The sequence below is a fragment of the Litoreibacter sp. GN1-5 genome (assembly GCF_055693805.1).
In genome coordinates this window covers 2,450,421-2,466,986 of the sequence record NZ_JBVFUP010000001.1, presented here as the reverse complement: position 1 = coordinate 2,466,986, position 16,566 = coordinate 2,450,421, and the positions used below count along the sequence as shown (strand labels likewise).

Sequence of the window (16,566 nt, the reverse complement as noted above, 5' to 3'; positions counted from 1 at the left end):
CTATTTTACGAACACTTGCGTCTGGGTCGAGCGCCCCTTGGCATCAATAACGGTTATTTTCAGAAACCCAGGTCCCCGAGACAGGATTTCGGCCTGCCTGTCCCATCGATCTGTCTCAAGCGGTGCGCCATTAGCCAGCCATGTGAAAGGGGCAACGCCGTCACGGATTTGAACATACAGGCTTTGTCCGTCTGCGGTGACTTCGGCCCCATCCGGCGGGAAAGCGATTTTCGGGTGATCTATGCTTTGATCAGACGTAACACGGCTTCTGAAATTACGTAAAGGACGGGGCAGATCCGCATTGCCAAGCAGCAAGGCATCTGGTGGCGCGACGGGCAGCGGCTCGACTGCGGGCTTCAGACGTTCAAACGCCTTGAACAGGATCGGGGCCGCCAGATCGCCCCCAAATGCACCGGGAACCGGGGTGCCATCGGCGCGACCCATCCAGACGCCAATGACATGACGGCCATCATATCCGATAGCCCATGCATCGCGATGTCCGTAGGATGTGCCGGTTTTATAGGCAAGCCCGCTGCGCCGGGCATTGGCAGGCGGGGCAATGCCCGACAGGATGTCGGTCACATACCAAGCGGATTTCTTATGAAGGATGCGATTTTGCGCCTTGTTAGAGTCTAGTTCTGTTGTCAAAACCTTGCCTTGCCCCCCTTGGGCCAGGCCTGCGTAAAGCTGCACAAGATCCTGCAGGCTAAGCCCCAGCCCACCAAGGGCAATCGCAAGGCCGAGCTGATCGCCGGGGATTTGTGGATCAGCGCCCGATTTACGCAAAACGGCGGCCAGATTAGACGGGCCGATCCGATCCAGAAGGCTAACCACTGGCAGGTTCAGCGAGATTTGCAGCGCCTCGCGAATACGAAGCTGTCCCCGGAATTCGCCATCAAAGTTTTGCGGTGCGTAGCGACCAAACTGCGTGGGGCGGTCATCAATCAGCGTTTCAGGGTGGGCGAGACCTCGGTCAAAGGCCATGCCGTAGATCAGAGGTTTCAGTGTAGAGCCCGGGGATCTTATGGCCTGCGTCATGTCAATGAACCCCGCACGGTGATCCGCTTTGTAAAAAGGCGACCCGACCGAGGCGAGGATTTCACCGGTCTGGTGGTCTGCCACCATGATCGCGGCAGACAGGGCCTTTCCCTGGCCGCGAATGGCCTGCTTGGCGAGAACCTCCATTTTCAACTGAAGGGTGCGGTCCAACGTGCTGGAATGGGTTTGCGCAAGAACATCGCCTGTTAGGCGGTCCGACAGATGCGGGGCGATTTTGGGGAAGGGTTTGCGGCTTACAGGGGACAGCTCAGAGATGGCGGATTGGGCCGTATCAGAGTCTAATATGCCCATATTTGCCAATCGCGACAGGATACGGTCGCGGGATTCGCGGGCCATTTCCGGGTAACGGTCCGGGCGACGGGTTTCAGGCGATTGCGGCAAAGCGACCAGTAGCGCAGATTGCGCAGGGGTCAGGCGGCGCGGTTCCTTACCGAAATAGGCGCGACTGGCAGCGCGGATGCCCTCAAGATTGCCGCCATAGGGTGCGCGGCGCAGATAAATGGACAGGATCGTCTCTTTGCTGAGGTGGCGTTCCAGCGCCAAAGCGACCCGCATTTGCCGCAGCTTACCATTCCAATGGCCGGTCCCGCTTTCCTCTAGCAAGCGGGCGACCTGCATAGTCAGGGTGGAGCCGCCTGACACGACACGCCCATTCCAGACAGCCTGCGCAAAGGCACGCAGCAGCGCGATGCTATCCACGCCGGAATGCCGGTAGAACCGCTTATCCTCAAACGCGATGAGCATTTCCAGAAAACGCGGATCGACAGAGGCGACAGAGGCTTCCAGCCGCCAACGCCCATCGGCCACCTGATAGGCGCGCAGCAATGCGTTGTTGCGATCCAGCACCTCAACGCTGGTTTCCGCAGTGACCGGAGGCAGAACCGTGGCATCAATCCAACGATCAAACCCATCCCGGCCAAGTGCTGCAAAATAGAGCGCAGCACCAAGGCCAAAGAAGGTCCGCGCCCTGATCATGGGGTGACAGTCACCCGCCCCGTTTCCGTGCGCGCCCGGTAGGATGGACGGTACATATCCTCGACGGTGGCGGCGGGATGATGGTAGCTGCCGGGGGCAATGGCGCGGGCGATATAGGCCAGTTGAAAACTGTCCTTGCCGTAGTGATCAACTGCCGCAAGAAACCTGTCCTGACGGAATTCGGTATGCCGCGTATTTTTACTCGGCTTTATCCAATCCAGCGATTTGACGTCACCGGTGCGCAGCAGGTTTGGATTGTCTATCTCGATACCAGCAGGCAGCGGATCGTTGACCATAAGGCGGCCTTCGGCGTTCTCAAACGGTTTGACAGTGATGACGGTGACGAAGCGGTCGCCGGAAGAGATCTGGTCCAGATCGATGGCTGCGCCTTCAAGCGAATAATAGGCACGCTTGATGCTGTAGCCATTGCCACCGGCAGGTTCCGGTTCATTCGGGACACCGAATGTGGACAGGGTGATGACCGTGTCACTGTCACCCTCGTTCTTGATCGCAACAGGTTGCACAGCATCCTGCTGCAAGACCTGAACCAATTGACCGTCAACCGGATTGCCATTGAGGGTCAGTTGTGCCGCCCCGCGGTCAATCAGTGAGTTCGCGGCAAGCAGGGACCAGACCGATTCCTGCGTGGACATGCCACGCACCTCGCCCACAGATGGGGCGACTTTGACGGACAGATCATCCAGATCAATGGCGGTTGATCCGGATTCTGACGCCAGGGTCAGAACGGCGGTCGCATCGCGCAGGTTTGTGCCATAATCCGAGCGCCATTTCCGGCTATTGCTGGTGGTTCTGATCTTGCTGGCAGCCTTGCGGAACATGGCATCTGCCCGGGTCACATCGCCATAAGAGGCCAACGCTGCGCCAAGTTGCGCCAGCGCCATGGGGGTCGAAAATCTATTCGCCCGGACATCAGCATAGTAGCGCAGATCGCCAATTGCGGCCTTTCCTTCGCGCGCCAGAACCATCATCGCGTAGGCCAGCCCTTCGCCGCCTTTCTCAAAATCAGGGGCGTTATTGACCTGATTGGTCAGGTTATCCAGCGCAAGCTGGAATGCAATGTCCGGCACCGCATGACCCTGCGCACGGGCGCGGCTTAGGAAATCGGTGACGTAGGAATCGAGCCACAAATCACCCCGATCAGGGCGCCAGAGGCCGAACGCACCGTTCGAAGACTGATTGTTCAGGACGCGCTCAACGGCTTCTGACACGCGTTTGGCGATGTTCTTGCGTTCCTCAAGGCCGGTCGCGCGGGCGACTTGATCTAGATACAGAAGCGGCATCGCGCGGGAGGTCGTCTGTTCCGTACAGCCGTAGGGATACTGATCCAGTGCCAGAAGCAGACCCGGCGCATCAAAGCGGGCCAAAGGACCGGCAGACAAAGTTGCGCTGGCGGTTCCGGCATAAAATCCGGCAAAGACATTTTCGTCCAGCGTGAACGTGTCACCCGCAGCCAGATCAAACTGGCTGCGCCGCTGGATGACCGGATCATTCCGTTGCACCGGTAGGTTCAGGGTTTTCTTGAGCACTATGCCATCAGGCGTGGTCAGATTAACCTGCACGGTGGCAAGGCCTGTCTCGGTTGCTGTGATTGGAACGGTTATGACAGCCTTCTTCTGCGGCTCCAGCGTGATCGTTTCGGGCGCAGCAGTCTGAAGGGTGATCCCCTGGGCCGAGACATTCAGCGGCATCTCACCGGTGGGGCCTTTGGCGTGAATGATTTCCAGCAATAACTGGCTGGTGTCACCGGGTGCCAGAAAGCGCGGCAGGGTCGCGGTCACAACGACCGGGTCGCGGACCAGCACGTCTGTTGTTGCCTCGCCCACGGCCTTGTCGGACCAGACCACGGCCATCAGGCGCACAGTGCCGTTAAATTGGGGCAGGTCAAAACTGGTCCGCGCGTAGCCATCATCACCGACGGTCAGCGGGGCTTTGACGTAGGCCACCAGCTCTTCGGTCGGGGGCGGGGCCTTTGTCTCGGTTTGCTTGGGCGCACCGCCACCGGATCTAACGGATCCCAATGTGCCTGTCGTGCCATCGATCAGGCGTCCATAGACATCACGCAGACCAACGCCCAACTTGCGCTGGCCGAAATAGTGATCAGAGGCAGAAGGTGCCTCGAACCCGGTCAGGTTCAGAATGCCGAGATCAACAGCGGCGATCATCGCATAGGCGGTATCGCCGGGGTTTAGACCGTCAACTTTCAGCGCGACCCCCATCGGGCCACGCGGCGCGACTTCCTCGGCGACATCGAATTGTGCGGACAGCTTGCGATCACCGGGATCGACGGGCGCATAGGACAAGCCCAGCGCACGGGACGGATTCTGCCCGGCCTGCGCATCCATGGGCCGCAGAACAGACGCTGTGACATAGACGCCCGCGCCCCAACCATCAGTGACAGGCAGGGTGATCAGGTTTTCGCCTTCCTTGACCTCAACTGCTTTCATATCGACCAGCTTGTTGGACAGCACCGTAACCAATGCCGTTCCCGCATGGCGGGGTACAACGCGCAGGGTTGCTGTTTCGCCGGGCTTGTAGCTGGCTTTGTCGAGTGACGCTTCCAGAAGGTCCGGTGTCGCGGTTGCATCTGCAGAGGCATACCATCCCGCATAGAAGCTTTGCGAGCTGGCGACATAGGTGCCATCTATGCGTTCGACCTTGATCTCGTATTCGCCCCATTCAATGGGCGCGCTGACAACCAAAGGATTATCTGTACCAAGGGCGACTTCGCCCGAGGCAACACGGGACCGGGTGGTGATCGCGTCCCAATCCCGTCTGCCAAAACGATAATACCACTGATAGCGTGTCTCGACGCGGTTGATCGTCCAGCGTACTTTCATGTCCTGCCGCGTGAGATCGGGACTGATGGCGATCACCTCGAAAGAAGCTTCAGCACCTTCAGGAACAACATCCTCAAAGAGAGGTTTAACGCCAATCATGGGTGTGTCGGTGACGACCTGTTTGGTTAACCGGCGCTCTACCGGACGGTTCGAGCCTTCGGAAACGCTTGCAATAATTTCCGCCTGAAGCGGTTGCATGACCTCGGTGAGTTCGGGCAAGCTCATTGCAACGCTGGCATTGCCTTGCGCATCGGTGCGAAGATTGCCCTGCAGCCCACCGCGCGTTGTGCGGAAAGGCTGGTCGTAGCGTCCAAACCTGTAGCCGGGATAGGTGTCCAGATTGGTGGCTGCACGCAAAATGACCTGGCCGTCAATCGGCAGATCAGCACCCGGTGCGCCAAAGAGGTAACGCGCCGTGACATCCAGCCTTGGCAGTTCTTCTGACAAGCGTAATGGCCCATCTGGCAGGGAAAGCTCCACGTCGATACGCTCAGGCAGGAAGTCTTCGACCAGCACATCGGTTCTGGCAAGGGCCGCAGCTTCAACATCGGCGTAGATCGCGATGTTCCACGTTCCGCGTGGAACGCCACCGGACAAAGGCAGGGTGAACATACGTCCCCCCGCGCCCTGATCTTCCATCACGACGCGGGTGTATTCCACGCCGTCGGGGCGGGTCAGGATTGCAGTCAGCGGTAAATCAGACAGCGCGGCGGCCTGTCCGTCACGCGCAAGCGCCAAGGCATTGATCGTTTCGCCCGCACGGTAGGCACCGCGTTCCGTCGTCAGGAAGACATCAATGGGCGGGGCGGGTGGATGCCCTTCGACGCCACGGTCGGACAAATCGAATTCCGGGTCCGTCATACTGAGGAATGCAAAATCATCACCCTGCTTGACCGTCAACAGACCAGGCGCGGCAGCGCCTGTGCCAAGGGAAAGGCCGGGGGTGAATTGGGCGTAGCCGTCGGCATTGGTTTCGACTGTTCCAAGCACGGCATTTGCACGGGACAGCAGCGAAACCTCAACACCTTCTCGGGCACCTGCGTCGGAGAGGCCGCGCACGAAAACATGCAAGCCATCGATACCTCTCATGGTGGTGACACCAAGGTCGCTGATCACAAACCACTGAGTTGCTGGCTGCCCGTTATAACGGTCCTCGCCCTGCACAGAGGCTTGAAGCACATAGACGCCCGGTTTCAAATCCCCAACAATTTCGCCAATGGGAAGACGTGTGGTGACATCCTCATTCAGCGTCGTTTCGACCTGCCCGGTCCCTTCCCAAATGCGTGTGCCAATTCCGGAGGTGAAACGATCTTCGTCGTAGGCACTTAAAGGACGGCCGAAATAGTCGTCCTGCATGGCCCGCAGGATGTTGCGATCCGTCACGCGGTAAAGCGACAAACCCAGATCGGCGGTATTGACCGTGATAACAGGAAGCGCCGGTGCGCCAGAGGAGGGCAGGATATAGGCCCGGCCCGGAAACCGGACGCTGGGACTGCGGTCACGAATATACTGAACCAGCTCTTTCGATTCATTCAGTATTTCGCCATCAGCATCAGGAAGGCCTTCACGTAGCGTGAGTGTATAACGCTCGCCATGCTGCAACCCGGCTATGCATAGTTTGCGGTAGGATGCTTCAACACTGATGCCTTGGATCGACGATTGAACGTAGTCCGAATAATCGACGGTCTTGGATAACGGGGCGCTGAATTCAACACAATAGCGCGGGTCAAGCGTGTCACTCTCCACATCCGTATTTGCAATTGACAGCCCGTAAAGACCGATCGCACGTTTGAGTTCTTCAGATGTATCATTGCGCGGAACGATAGAGTTTGCCAGCCGGAGCGCTGGGATCATCTGACGGCCACGATTAACTTTCTCCAACCTGTAGGCCAGCGTTTTCAGTGCGAAGGATTGCTCAAACCGTCTCTCAGCGCGCAAATAGGCGTTTACGGCTGCACTCACCGCCTTTGCGCGGTTCGTTCCCCGGTTAACCCGACCAAGTGCTTGTGCATATTGCCTCCACAGGCCAGAGGTATCGGAAAGGGTCAGCGCCCGTGCTGTCAGGTTCAAAACCCCTCTTCGGTTATTCTTATTCCGCTCAATCTCGATTGATTTTGCATATTGATCTGCGGTGAATTCGCCTGCTGTGTGACGGTCAGCGAGTGTTGCAGCCTGTTGCAACGCTGCTTCAAAATCGCTGTCGGGCAAGAAAGACAGTTCTGCCCGCCGGGTTGTGGCAAGCGTTTGCACACTGGTGGTTGTATCGGTCACACGGGCGGAAATCGCGCCCTCGTAGGGCTCTGTTTCTGTGACACCGGATTTCAGGAAGCAAGCGTTGGCACGGCTGTTGAATGTAAAGGCCTTGCAGCTTTGGTTGTCCAGACAGGCACGCTGGCAGGCATCCAGAGTTGTGTCGAAAATATTGCTCAGATCGTTGCCGGAAAAATCAAAATTCTTGGTAACGCTCAGACGGCGTTCGGGTATCAGCGTGTCTGCTGTTACCGCCGATGCCAAACTAAAAAAAACAGATAGTAAAATTGCAAATATGCGAAACATCTAAAAGCCCCTCATTCAAATAGATGTGAGTAACGTTACACAAGCTTGTGAGTCTCACAACAATATTATTGTTGAAGGAGATTTTTATCTAATTGATTTGCATTACTTTTACGGCAATATTCTCTTAAAGCTCAGCCGTATGGCATCGCTGGCGTCAGAGACAGAAGCTCATTCGAATAATCCGCTTTTGGCTGGGTAAAGAACGCTTCTGACGCGCTTGCCTCAATGATCTGACCGCTGCGCAATACCGTGACATCATCCGACATTTGCCGCACCACGGCCAGGTTATGGCTGATGAACAGGATCGTCAGGTGGAACTTGGATTGCAGATCTTTGAGCAGGTTCAGCACCTGCGCCTGAATGGATACATCAAGCGCCGAAGTCGGTTCGTCACAGATCAAAAACCGTGGTCGCGCAAGTAAGCCACGGGCAACCGCGATGCGCTGGCGCTGGCCGCCTGAAAACTGATGCGGATAACGGTCGATGCTTGCGGGGTCCATATCCACCAGCTCCAGCATGGCCGCAGCAAGGGCGCGCCGTTTGAAGGCGTCACTTTCAAGCCCATAAAGCGCCAGTGGTTCAGCAAGAATGTCGCCTATACGGTGGCGCGCGTTGAGCGAGGAATAGGGGTCCTGAAACACCATCTGGATCAATCGCCGCGCCGCATGATGGCGCGCGCGCTGCTTTGCAGGGGGCAGCGGGGCGTCACCTAGCATCATCGCGCCAGCAGTCGGTTGCAGCAGACCGGTAATAGCCTTTGCCAATGTGGATTTGCCCGACCCGCTTTCGCCCACAAGGCCCATGACCGAACCGGGGCGCACATGCAGCGAGACGTTGTCCAGCGCGACATAAGGGTCCGGCCTGTGAAACAGGCTGGTACGGGTGCCTGCGAATTTTACGGTGAGGTCGCTGATCTCAAGGCCAAGACCGCCTTGTTGCACACCTTTCAATAGCCAGTCTTCGGCATCAATTCCGGTCGTGAGCGCCGGGGCAGAAGGTGTGTCATCTTCTTCCAGCGGCATCAGGAAACGATCGAGCTTGCGGTCCAGCCTGGGAACTGCGGCCATCAGGGCTTGTGTATAGGGATGTTCCGGCGCGCCAAGGACTTGCTGTGTCTCACCTGTCTCCATCACTTTGCCGTCGCGCAGGACCGTGACGGTATCAGTGATTTGCGCAATGACACCGATATCATGGGTGATCAGGATGAAGGCAATGTTACGCGTGTCCGCAAGACGGCGGATCAGGTCAAGAACCTGAGACTGCACCGCCACGTCCAAAGCGGTGGTCGGTTCGTCCGCTATGATCAGCTCGGGCTCTGTGCACAAGGCCAGCGCGATGACAACACGTTGACGCATACCGCCCGAGAACTGGTGGGGATAGGCGCTGATACGGCTTGCGGCATTTTTGATCCCGATCTCTTCAAGCAGGTCAACCGCGCGGTTGCGGGCCTCTGAGGTGCTGACATCGTTATGGGCCTGTATCGTTTCAATCAGCTGATCCTCGATCGTCATCAATGGGTTCAGGCTGGTTTGTGGATCCTGAAAGATCATCGAAATCCGGTCGCCCCGGATATCATGGGCCTGATCTGGTGTCAGGTCGCGCAGGTCCGTATCACCCAGATGCAAAGCCCCGTCAGCGACATATCCGGGCGGTTGCAGCAGGCCGATAACAGCTGCGCCGATGGTGGATTTGCCCGCACCGCTTTCACCCACAAGTCCGTGAATTTCACCCGGTTTGACCTGCATCGAAACGCCATCAATCGCTGTGAAATCCCCATGGCGGGACGGGAATTTGACTGTAAGGTTCTCGACCCGCAGCATCAGCGCAACCTCGGGTTGAAGACGTCGCGCAGGAAATCCCCAAGGATGTTAATCGATACAACCAGGGCCACAAGAAACAGGGTTGGCACCCAGAGTATCCACCACTCGCCCGACAACAAGAACTGCATGCCGATGCGGATCAGCGTGCCAAGGGACGGGCTGTCGGCGGGCAGGCCGATGCCCAGAAAGGACAGCGTTGCCTCCAGCAGAATGGCCGAGGCCAGATCGACGGTCATGATCACCAGAAGCGGGCCAAGGATATTGGGCAGGATATGCCAGAACATCACGCGCAGCGGGTGCTGTCCCATGATCATCGCGGCCTGCACATATTCCTTGTTCCGTTCCACAAAAGTGCTGGCGCGGGCGGTGCGGGCGAAATTCACCCAAAGCGACAGAGCAATAGCAAGGGTCAGCACGACAATGCGCAGGTTTTCCAGCATGGATGTTGGCAGCAGGCCCCGTGCAATGCCGTCGATCAGAAGCGCCGTGAGGATGGCGGGTAAGGCAAGTTGTACATCAGCGATGCGCATAACAATGGCATCAAACCTGCCGCCGTAATAACCCGCCGCAAGACCCAAGCCCACGCCAAGGATGGTGGCAATGATCATGGCGGACAAGCCAATCAACAGGGACAGGCGCGCACCGTATAAAATAGCCGAGACCATGTCGCGCCCCTGATCATCTGTACCTAACAGAAAACGCTGGTCGCTGCCGGCCTCCCAGGATGGGGGCAGAAGGCCGTCGATCAGGCTGAAACTGGTCAGATCATATGGGTTCGACTGCGCAATCCATGGCGCGAATAGCGCGCCGCCCAAGATCAGCACAGCGACAATTGCCGCAACAATCGCTGCTGGGTTGTGGCGGAAAGCGTAAAAGCCGTCGCTGTCCCAGAAACGCGCCAACATCAGGCAGCTTCTTTCACGCGCAGGCGCGGGTCAATGGCAAGGTAGAGCATATCAACAATCAGGTTTACCAGCACAAAGAAGAACGCAATAACGATCAGGTAGACCCCCATAACAGGGATATCCACGAAGCGGATGGATTCGAGAAACAGCAGCCCCATGCCGGGCCATTGAAAGACGCTTTCGGTGACGATGGAAAACGCAATGACGCCCCCGAATTGCAGCCCGATAATGGTGATCACCGGGATCATTGTATTGGCCAGCGCATGGCGAAAATGCAGGCGATGATACGGAATGCCGCGCGCTGTGGCGAACCGGATATAGTCGGACCGTAAGACCTCCATCATTTCCGCCCGCACAAGACGCATGGTCAGCGTCAACTGATAAACGCCCAACGTGAGCGCAGGCAAAAATAGTGCACGCCAGCCGTCAACGGTTAGCAGGGACGTGGTCCAGCCGCCTAAATCGACAGTCCCACCGCGCCCGAAGGTCGGAAGCCAGCCAAGCTGCACGCCAAACAGAAAAATAAGCATAATGCCGATGACAAAGGTAGGGATCGAGACACCCACAAGCGTTATCAGCAGAACGGATTGGGTCAGAAAGCCGCGCGGTCTGAGTGCTGTGTAAACACCAGTCGGAATACCGACGATCAGAGAGATGATCAGCGCGACTGTGCCAAGCTCCAGTGTTGCAGGGATGCGGCTGGCGATCATCTCGCCCACGGGTTGCCTTGTGCGGTAAGAAAAGCCGAAATCGCCCTGCAACATATCGCCCGAAAAGCGGGCGAATTGCACGATGAACGCATCGTTCAGACCTAACTCTTCCCGCAGGCGCTCCCGATCCTGAACCGAGGTTTCCACCCCGGTCATCTGGCTGACGGGATCCCCGACAAAACGGAACAGAGAAAATGACAACAGGGCGACGGCAATCATCACAAAGATCGACTGAAACAGCCGTTTCAGGATGAAATAGACCATCGCCCCTGCCTTTTCTGAAGGGTGATCAGTTGACTGTCACCCAGCGCAGCATCAGGAAGTTGTCCGCGCGTTGCGTCAACTCGATACTATCTTTCATCGCCCAGATCAGGGGTTGCGTGTAAAGCGGGACATAGGCCACTTCGTCCTGAGTGATTGAGACAACCTCATCAATCAACGCCTGACGCGCTGCTGGGTTCAGTTCCTGCTGGATTTCGGGCAGAAGCTCATCGACACGCGTGTTGGAGTAGTTTCCAAAGTTCCATGAACCCAGCTTGGCCGCGTCATCCTGACTGTGCATCAGGAAGCGGATCGGATGTTCAGCATCAAAGGTTCCAGGGGACCAACCCAACAGATACATATCGAAGTCATCGGCACGCAGTTCTTCCCAGTAATTGCGCACGGGCACTGTTGTCAGCTCGGCCTTCAGGCCAACGGCGGCAAACATCGAAGCCGCAGCACGACACAGCGCTTCGTCGTTGATGTAGCGGTCATTGGTGCATTTTAGACCAAAGGAGAACCCGTCGGGGTAGCCTGCTTCGGTCAACAATTCCTTGGCGCGGTCGGGGTCATAGGCGGGGCGGTCGGCATTTGCTTCGGAAAATCCCGAAATGCCTTCCGGGACCAGTTGCGATGCAGGTTCAATCATGCCGCGCATGACAACCCGGTCAATGGCATCGATGTTGATCGCATGAGCCGCCGCCAGACGGACACGCGGGTCGGTGAATGGATTTTCGTCGGTGACATCGGATGAATACAACAGCTTCTCATGCTCATGCCCGAAGCCAAACATGATCACGCGGGTTTCTTCACCTTTAAGAACCGTAAAGCCTTCACGGCCTTCGACTTGCGCCACGTCCTGCAACGGCACGGGCTCGATAAAATCGATCTCGCCCGATAGCAAAGCCGCAAGGCCGGTCGCGGCGTTGCCGATGGGCGTCAGGATCGCCTCGGTCACGTTGTGTTCCGCCGTGTCCCACCAATCGGCGTTGGGTTTCAGGCGCGTCTCTACCCCCGGATCGCGGGCCGAGACCATGAAAGGTCCGGTGCCGTTCGTATTGCGGGTGGCGAAATTCTCGGCATCGCGGGCAGGCAGGGCGGCATCGTTGGACGTGGCCCAGTCACTGTCGAGGATCATGAAATTGGCAATGCTGTCCGGAAACAACAGGTTTGGTGTCGAGGTTACGAAGTCGATTGTAAAATCATCCACAACCCGCACTTCGGTGACGGGCGCGAACCATGACCGCACGTCTGAGACCTCATCTGCGGCGCGGGTATAGGAGAACATCACATCCTCAGCCGTGAAATCCGCGCCATCGTGAAATTTCACACCTTCGCGCAGGTTGAAACGCCAGCCATTGTCACCGTCCAGCGGTTCCCATGAGACGGCGAGAGATGGCTCGATGGACATATCCTTGCCGCGTCGCACGAGGCCTTCGTAGACATTGTTCAGAAAGGACAGAACAGGTGCCGAGCTGACCGCATGGGGGTCCATGGTCTGCGGATCAGCCGTGGCAGCCCAGCGGAAGGTCTCTGCATTGGCAGCCATTGCGCCAACGGCCAGCAGGCCCGCAAGGGTCGTTGTGTATAAGTACTTTGAAAAAGAAGCCATGTTGCATCCCCCTATGAACATCAGTTTGAGTAACAGTGTCGAGCATGGGCGACGGTGTCAATGTGGGCCGGCGTGATTACAGCCGATCCCGATGTTTGACCATACCAACAAAGCCATGATGACATTGACGCGAATTGCCCTTCATTTCGCATAACCGTTGCGTCAGATTGTCAGAGGACACAGATCATTTGCGGAGCAGCCCATGACCATCGTTATCCATCACAACCCGTCTTGCGGCACGTCTCGCAATGTTCTGTCAATGATTGAAGCCTCAGGTGTGACGCCAACGGTTATCAACTATCTGGACACCGGGTGGACCCGCCCTCAATTGCTGGCCCTGTTTGCGGCGGCCGATCTGACACCGCGACAGGCGCTCCGCACATCCAAGTCCCCCGCCGAGGAGTTGGGGTTGCTTGATCCCCAAGTCAGCGATGAGGCCCTTCTGGATGCGATGCTTGAACATCCGGTGCTGGTCAACCGACCTATTGTTTGTTCCCGGAATGGGGTGCGCATGTGCAGGCCAAGCGAAGTGGTGTTGGATCTGCTTGATCCGCTGCCGCCCGGTCCGTTGGAAAAGGAAGATGGCACCTTACTGATTGATGCGGAGGGACGGCGCGTTGGCTGACACACCCAATATCGACGACCGCCATTTTCAGGACATCGACCGCGACAGATTGCTGGGCTTCAAAACCAGCGCTCACGCACCGCGCATCCTTTTGCTTTACGGGTCTCTACGGGAGCGATCTTTCAGCCGCTTGATGACAGAAGAGGCCGCACGGGTTTTGGCCCGCTTTGGGGCCGAGACGCGCATATTTGACCCGTCCGGGCTGCCCCTGCTGGACGATGCCGACGCATCGCATCCCAAAGTGCAAGCGCTGCGGGATCTGGTGATGTGGTCCGAAGGCATGGTCTGGTGTTCGCCGGAACGCCATGGCGCGATGACCGGGATCATGAAATCACAGATCGACTGGATCCCCCTGTCGCTTGGTGGCGTGCGCCCGACCCAAGGTAAAACGCTTGCGGTCATGCAGGTCTGTGGTGGCTCTCAAAGTTTCAATACTGTGAACCAGCTTCGTATTCTGGGCCGCTGGATGCGTCTTTTGACTATTCCAAACCAGTCTTCGACGCCCAAAGCGTTTCTGGAATTTGACGAAGATGGCCGTATGAAGCCCTCGCCATTTTATGACCGCATGGTCGATGTGATGGAGGAGTTGATGAAGTTCACTTTGTTGACCCGCGACAACACAGATTATCTGCTAGACCGGTATAGTGAACGCAAGGAAAGTGCAGCGGAGCTTTCAAAGCGGGTTAATCAGAAAGCAATTTGAGCCTTGAAACTCAACGCCAGAATTTTGAGCATTAAATATAAAATTCACGGCAACATAAGAAGCCGTGAATTTCATGATGTAAGGCAAACGCGGCTACGTTAGATTATATCGAAATTGACCGAACCTTCTTCGATAAGCGTATTTTTATCACCGTAGACCGCGTATTCCAGTTCATAAGAACCTGCATCAAATGACCGGCCACCAAGTAGATCAGTGCCACCATTACCGTCGCCGAACAATGCATAAGGCTCAATCCTTTCGGTGACAGTGTGCCCCTCAAGCGTCAGAACGACATAGGCAATGTCATTATCATCTGACTGCCCGCGGGCTGCGATTGTAGTCGCTTCTGATAGATCGTCCGCATCGATCTTCATATTGTCTACAAGCTTTTTGCTTTCAACATCCGTCTTCGCGTCGAAGAAAGAAAACTCCAACGCGTCAGACCCATCATCGGGTTGGACAGCATCCTTGTCAGCGACCACTTCGAACGAATATTCGGTTTCTGCAACCAGCGTTCCCGTTCCCTTTTCACCCGTGAATGCCTTGACGGTCATAACGTGTTTGCCCTCAGCAATTTCACCTGGGTTCAGCAGTTTCTTGCTATCCCCAAATAGCGCATAAGGCAGGTGGTTTTCGACCTTGGGCGGGCCACCGTCGATTGAGAAGGTGACACTACCGACCGTCGGATCGTCAACAAGCGCTTCGATGGAGAACCCCGCTTCAATTTGCGCAAGCGAAATCTCGGTTCCGCCTTCGAGCTTTCCAACTGAGATATTGCTGTTCGTGTCCACGATCGAGAGAGTGATGTCTTCGCTCACCTCTTCAACAGGCGCGGGCGTCGGTGCGGGCTCCGGTTTAGCTTCCTCCGTCACGGGTTCAGGCGTGGGGGTTGGCTTAGGCTCTGCTGGTGCAGGATCAACGCGATCAACAACCGGGTCAGAGTCCGGAACTGTGTAATTAGGCCCGTTCGGTGTAGAGATACTAACGGGTTTTCCATCAAACTTCTCGTTGCCGTAAACAAGGATATCGGAAGAGTCAAATTTTTGCCCGGCGCTTTGGTCAGTAATAAGCTGGATATCACTGCCACCAGACCCCGTTTTCAGGATCTTGTTCGATGAGATAACGAAGTTTTCGACCTCGGCACCTGTGTCGGATGCCCAGAACTGAATTGGCTTATAGGCCGACTTGATGACGTTATCCGCAATGGTGATATCATTGAAGAACTGGTCGCGATTTTTTCCACCATGGATGTAGGTCAGGAAGCTTACGCCATCCAGAGTATTATCGGTCACTTCCAGGCCAGACCCGTTCCGCAATTTCACACCGCCGCCCGCATTGTCAGGCCAACCGGCAACGTAATTATCCGTAATCTCGCCGTCACGGAAGTTGTGCATATAGATCGCGTGATCGCGGTGATACTCTTCCGATGTATTGGCGGAAATCCAGTTCCCATCAATCTGTAGACGGTCGTCCTGAACCGCCTTGATACCGGTTTGCAAGTAGCCGGAGTCGTTTACATCCACGCTCGCATCATGCGCTTGCACAGCCGACAGAAGAGCTTTGATCTCATCGCTATATTCAGGCCGGTCAAGCGTGGCTTTATTGATCCCACCAATCAGGTTGCCAGTGATCTGCGTATCTTCGGTGTCGTAAGTCTTGATGGCGGCGATACCCGCTGGCCCGTCTTCATCCGTTTTGTTGGCAAGAAAGACGTTATCTTCGACCTTAAATGTTCCGTTCGCACCGTAAAAATGCAGCGTGTCCGAGACAGACTTTTTGCCCTGCCCGTTCCACTCAACATCCTTGGCGTTCGGTGTCGCGTTCACGAAAGCATTTTGTGACACTTCAATGTTATCGACCTTACCATTGAAAGAGACCGTCACGTTGTCAAAAATAAAGCCGCTGATCTTTGCTTCATCTATACGTTCACCAGACCAGCCACCGTTTGTGACCTTTACCGGTAAATCATCCTCTGGCGATTTGAATACAGCACCACCTATATTTTCAGCGCGCATATTCGTATCATCTGTGATGATTATATCGCGAGATATAAGATAGACGCCGTCTTCGAAAACCAGCTCTTGCCCTTTTTCGGCGCTGACACGAAGCGCTTCTTCTATTTTGTCACTTTGATCAACTTTACTATTGGCAACAATGCCAAACTCTGATGCGTACATTATAATTCCTCTACACCCTCGATACTAACATTCTAAAACAATCCAGCTCTAAAATTTGCACACGCTTAGATCATTTTTCGGATGTTATTTACGTAATATTATTTTTGATGCACCTTCTAATATAGCGAGTCAAATAAATAGGAAATAAACCGCTTATGGGGGCTAATAACGCGGGTTAATATGTTAACTTTTCGGGTATTTCTGAAACTGTACTAGATTGATAACTGTTTATATTTATTGGGGTTTTAATAAATATGCCATTTTTCTCAGCAGAAATGATGTAAAAACTGCCTCTGACCATAATA

At 55.8% G+C, this 16,566-nt stretch carries 9 protein-coding genes; 2 read left to right on the top strand and 7 right to left on the bottom strand.

What is annotated here, in order from left to right:
- From pbpC to ACZ1HF_RS12190, 6 genes are all read right to left on the bottom strand, one after another.
- Window positions 1–2,034 (bottom strand): penicillin-binding protein 1C, encoded by a 2,034-nt coding sequence (gene pbpC, locus ACZ1HF_RS12215; RefSeq protein WP_472657770.1) that lies wholly within the window; start codon window positions 2,032–2,034, stop codon window positions 1–3.
- Entirely contained in the window at window positions 2,031–7,448 is a 5,418-nt protein-coding gene (locus tag ACZ1HF_RS12210; protein WP_472657769.1) for an alpha-2-macroglobulin family protein, read from the bottom strand. Before ACZ1HF_RS12210 ends, pbpC begins: the two co-directional genes overlap by 4 nt.
- Window positions 7,449–7,579: 131 nt before the next feature.
- A complete protein-coding gene (locus ACZ1HF_RS12205; protein WP_472657768.1) occupies window positions 7,580–9,268 on the bottom strand; it encodes a dipeptide ABC transporter ATP-binding protein in 1,689 nt (562 codons plus the stop codon).
- The gene (locus tag ACZ1HF_RS12200; RefSeq protein ID WP_472657767.1) at window positions 9,268–10,173 is read right to left on the bottom strand and encodes an ABC transporter permease; all 906 of its coding nucleotides are present in this window, start codon (window positions 10,171–10,173) and stop codon (window positions 9,268–9,270) included. Before ACZ1HF_RS12200 ends, ACZ1HF_RS12205 begins: the two co-directional genes overlap by 1 nt.
- On the bottom strand, window positions 10,173–11,147 hold the full coding sequence (locus ACZ1HF_RS12195) for an ABC transporter permease (protein WP_472657766.1): 975 nt from the start codon (window positions 11,145–11,147) through the stop codon (window positions 10,173–10,175). The genes ACZ1HF_RS12200 and ACZ1HF_RS12195 overlap by 1 nt, the downstream gene beginning before the upstream one ends.
- Window positions 11,148–11,172: 25 nt before the next feature.
- Window positions 11,173–12,756 carry an ABC transporter substrate-binding protein gene (locus ACZ1HF_RS12190; RefSeq protein ID WP_472657765.1) on the bottom strand — a complete coding sequence of 528 codons (1,584 nt, stop codon included), beginning with the start codon at window positions 12,754–12,756 and terminating at the stop codon, window positions 11,173–11,175.
- A gap of 202 nt (window positions 12,757–12,958) precedes the next feature.
- Here ACZ1HF_RS12190 and arsC point away from each other — a divergent pair, with 202 nt between their 5' ends.
- Window positions 12,959–13,381 carry an arsenate reductase (glutaredoxin) gene (gene arsC / locus ACZ1HF_RS12185; protein ID WP_472657764.1) on the top strand — a complete coding sequence of 141 codons (423 nt, stop codon included), beginning with the start codon at window positions 12,959–12,961 and terminating at the stop codon, window positions 13,379–13,381.
- Entirely contained in the window at window positions 13,374–14,084 is a 711-nt protein-coding gene (arsH, locus tag ACZ1HF_RS12180) for an arsenical resistance protein ArsH (protein WP_472657763.1), read from the top strand. The genes arsC and arsH overlap by 8 nt, the downstream gene beginning before the upstream one ends.
- Before the next feature lie 98 nt (window positions 14,085–14,182).
- On the opposite strand, the gene ACZ1HF_RS12175 is transcribed toward arsH, so the two are convergent.
- Window positions 14,183–16,261 carry a right-handed parallel beta-helix repeat-containing protein gene (locus ACZ1HF_RS12175; protein ID WP_472657762.1) on the bottom strand — a complete coding sequence of 693 codons (2,079 nt, stop codon included), beginning with the start codon at window positions 16,259–16,261 and terminating at the stop codon, window positions 14,183–14,185.
- Window positions 16,262–16,566: the final 305 nt, after the last annotated feature.

Bases quoted from the DNA above. Each gene is read 5' to 3' on its own strand.
- pbpC (WP_472657770.1), bottom strand. From the start codon at position 2,034: ATGATCAGGGCGCGGACCTTCTTTGGCCTTGGTGCTGCGCTCTATTTT.
- ACZ1HF_RS12210 (WP_472657769.1), bottom strand. From the start codon at position 7,448: ATGTTTCGCATATTTGCAATTTTACTATCTGTTTTTTTTAGTTTGGCA.
- ACZ1HF_RS12205 (WP_472657768.1), bottom strand. From the start codon at position 9,268: ATGCTGCGGGTCGAGAACCTTACAGTCAAATTCCCGTCCCGCCATGGG.
- ACZ1HF_RS12200 (WP_472657767.1), bottom strand. From the start codon at position 10,173: ATGTTGGCGCGTTTCTGGGACAGCGACGGCTTTTACGCTTTCCGCCAC.
- ACZ1HF_RS12195 (WP_472657766.1), bottom strand. From the start codon at position 11,147: ATGGTCTATTTCATCCTGAAACGGCTGTTTCAGTCGATCTTTGTGATG.
- ACZ1HF_RS12190 (WP_472657765.1), bottom strand. From the start codon at position 12,756: ATGGCTTCTTTTTCAAAGTACTTATACACAACGACCCTTGCGGGCCTG.
- arsC (WP_472657764.1), top strand. From the start codon at position 12,959: ATGACCATCGTTATCCATCACAACCCGTCTTGCGGCACGTCTCGCAAT.
- ACZ1HF_RS12175 (WP_472657762.1), bottom strand. From the start codon at position 16,261: ATGTACGCATCAGAGTTTGGCATTGTTGCCAATAGTAAAGTTGATCAA.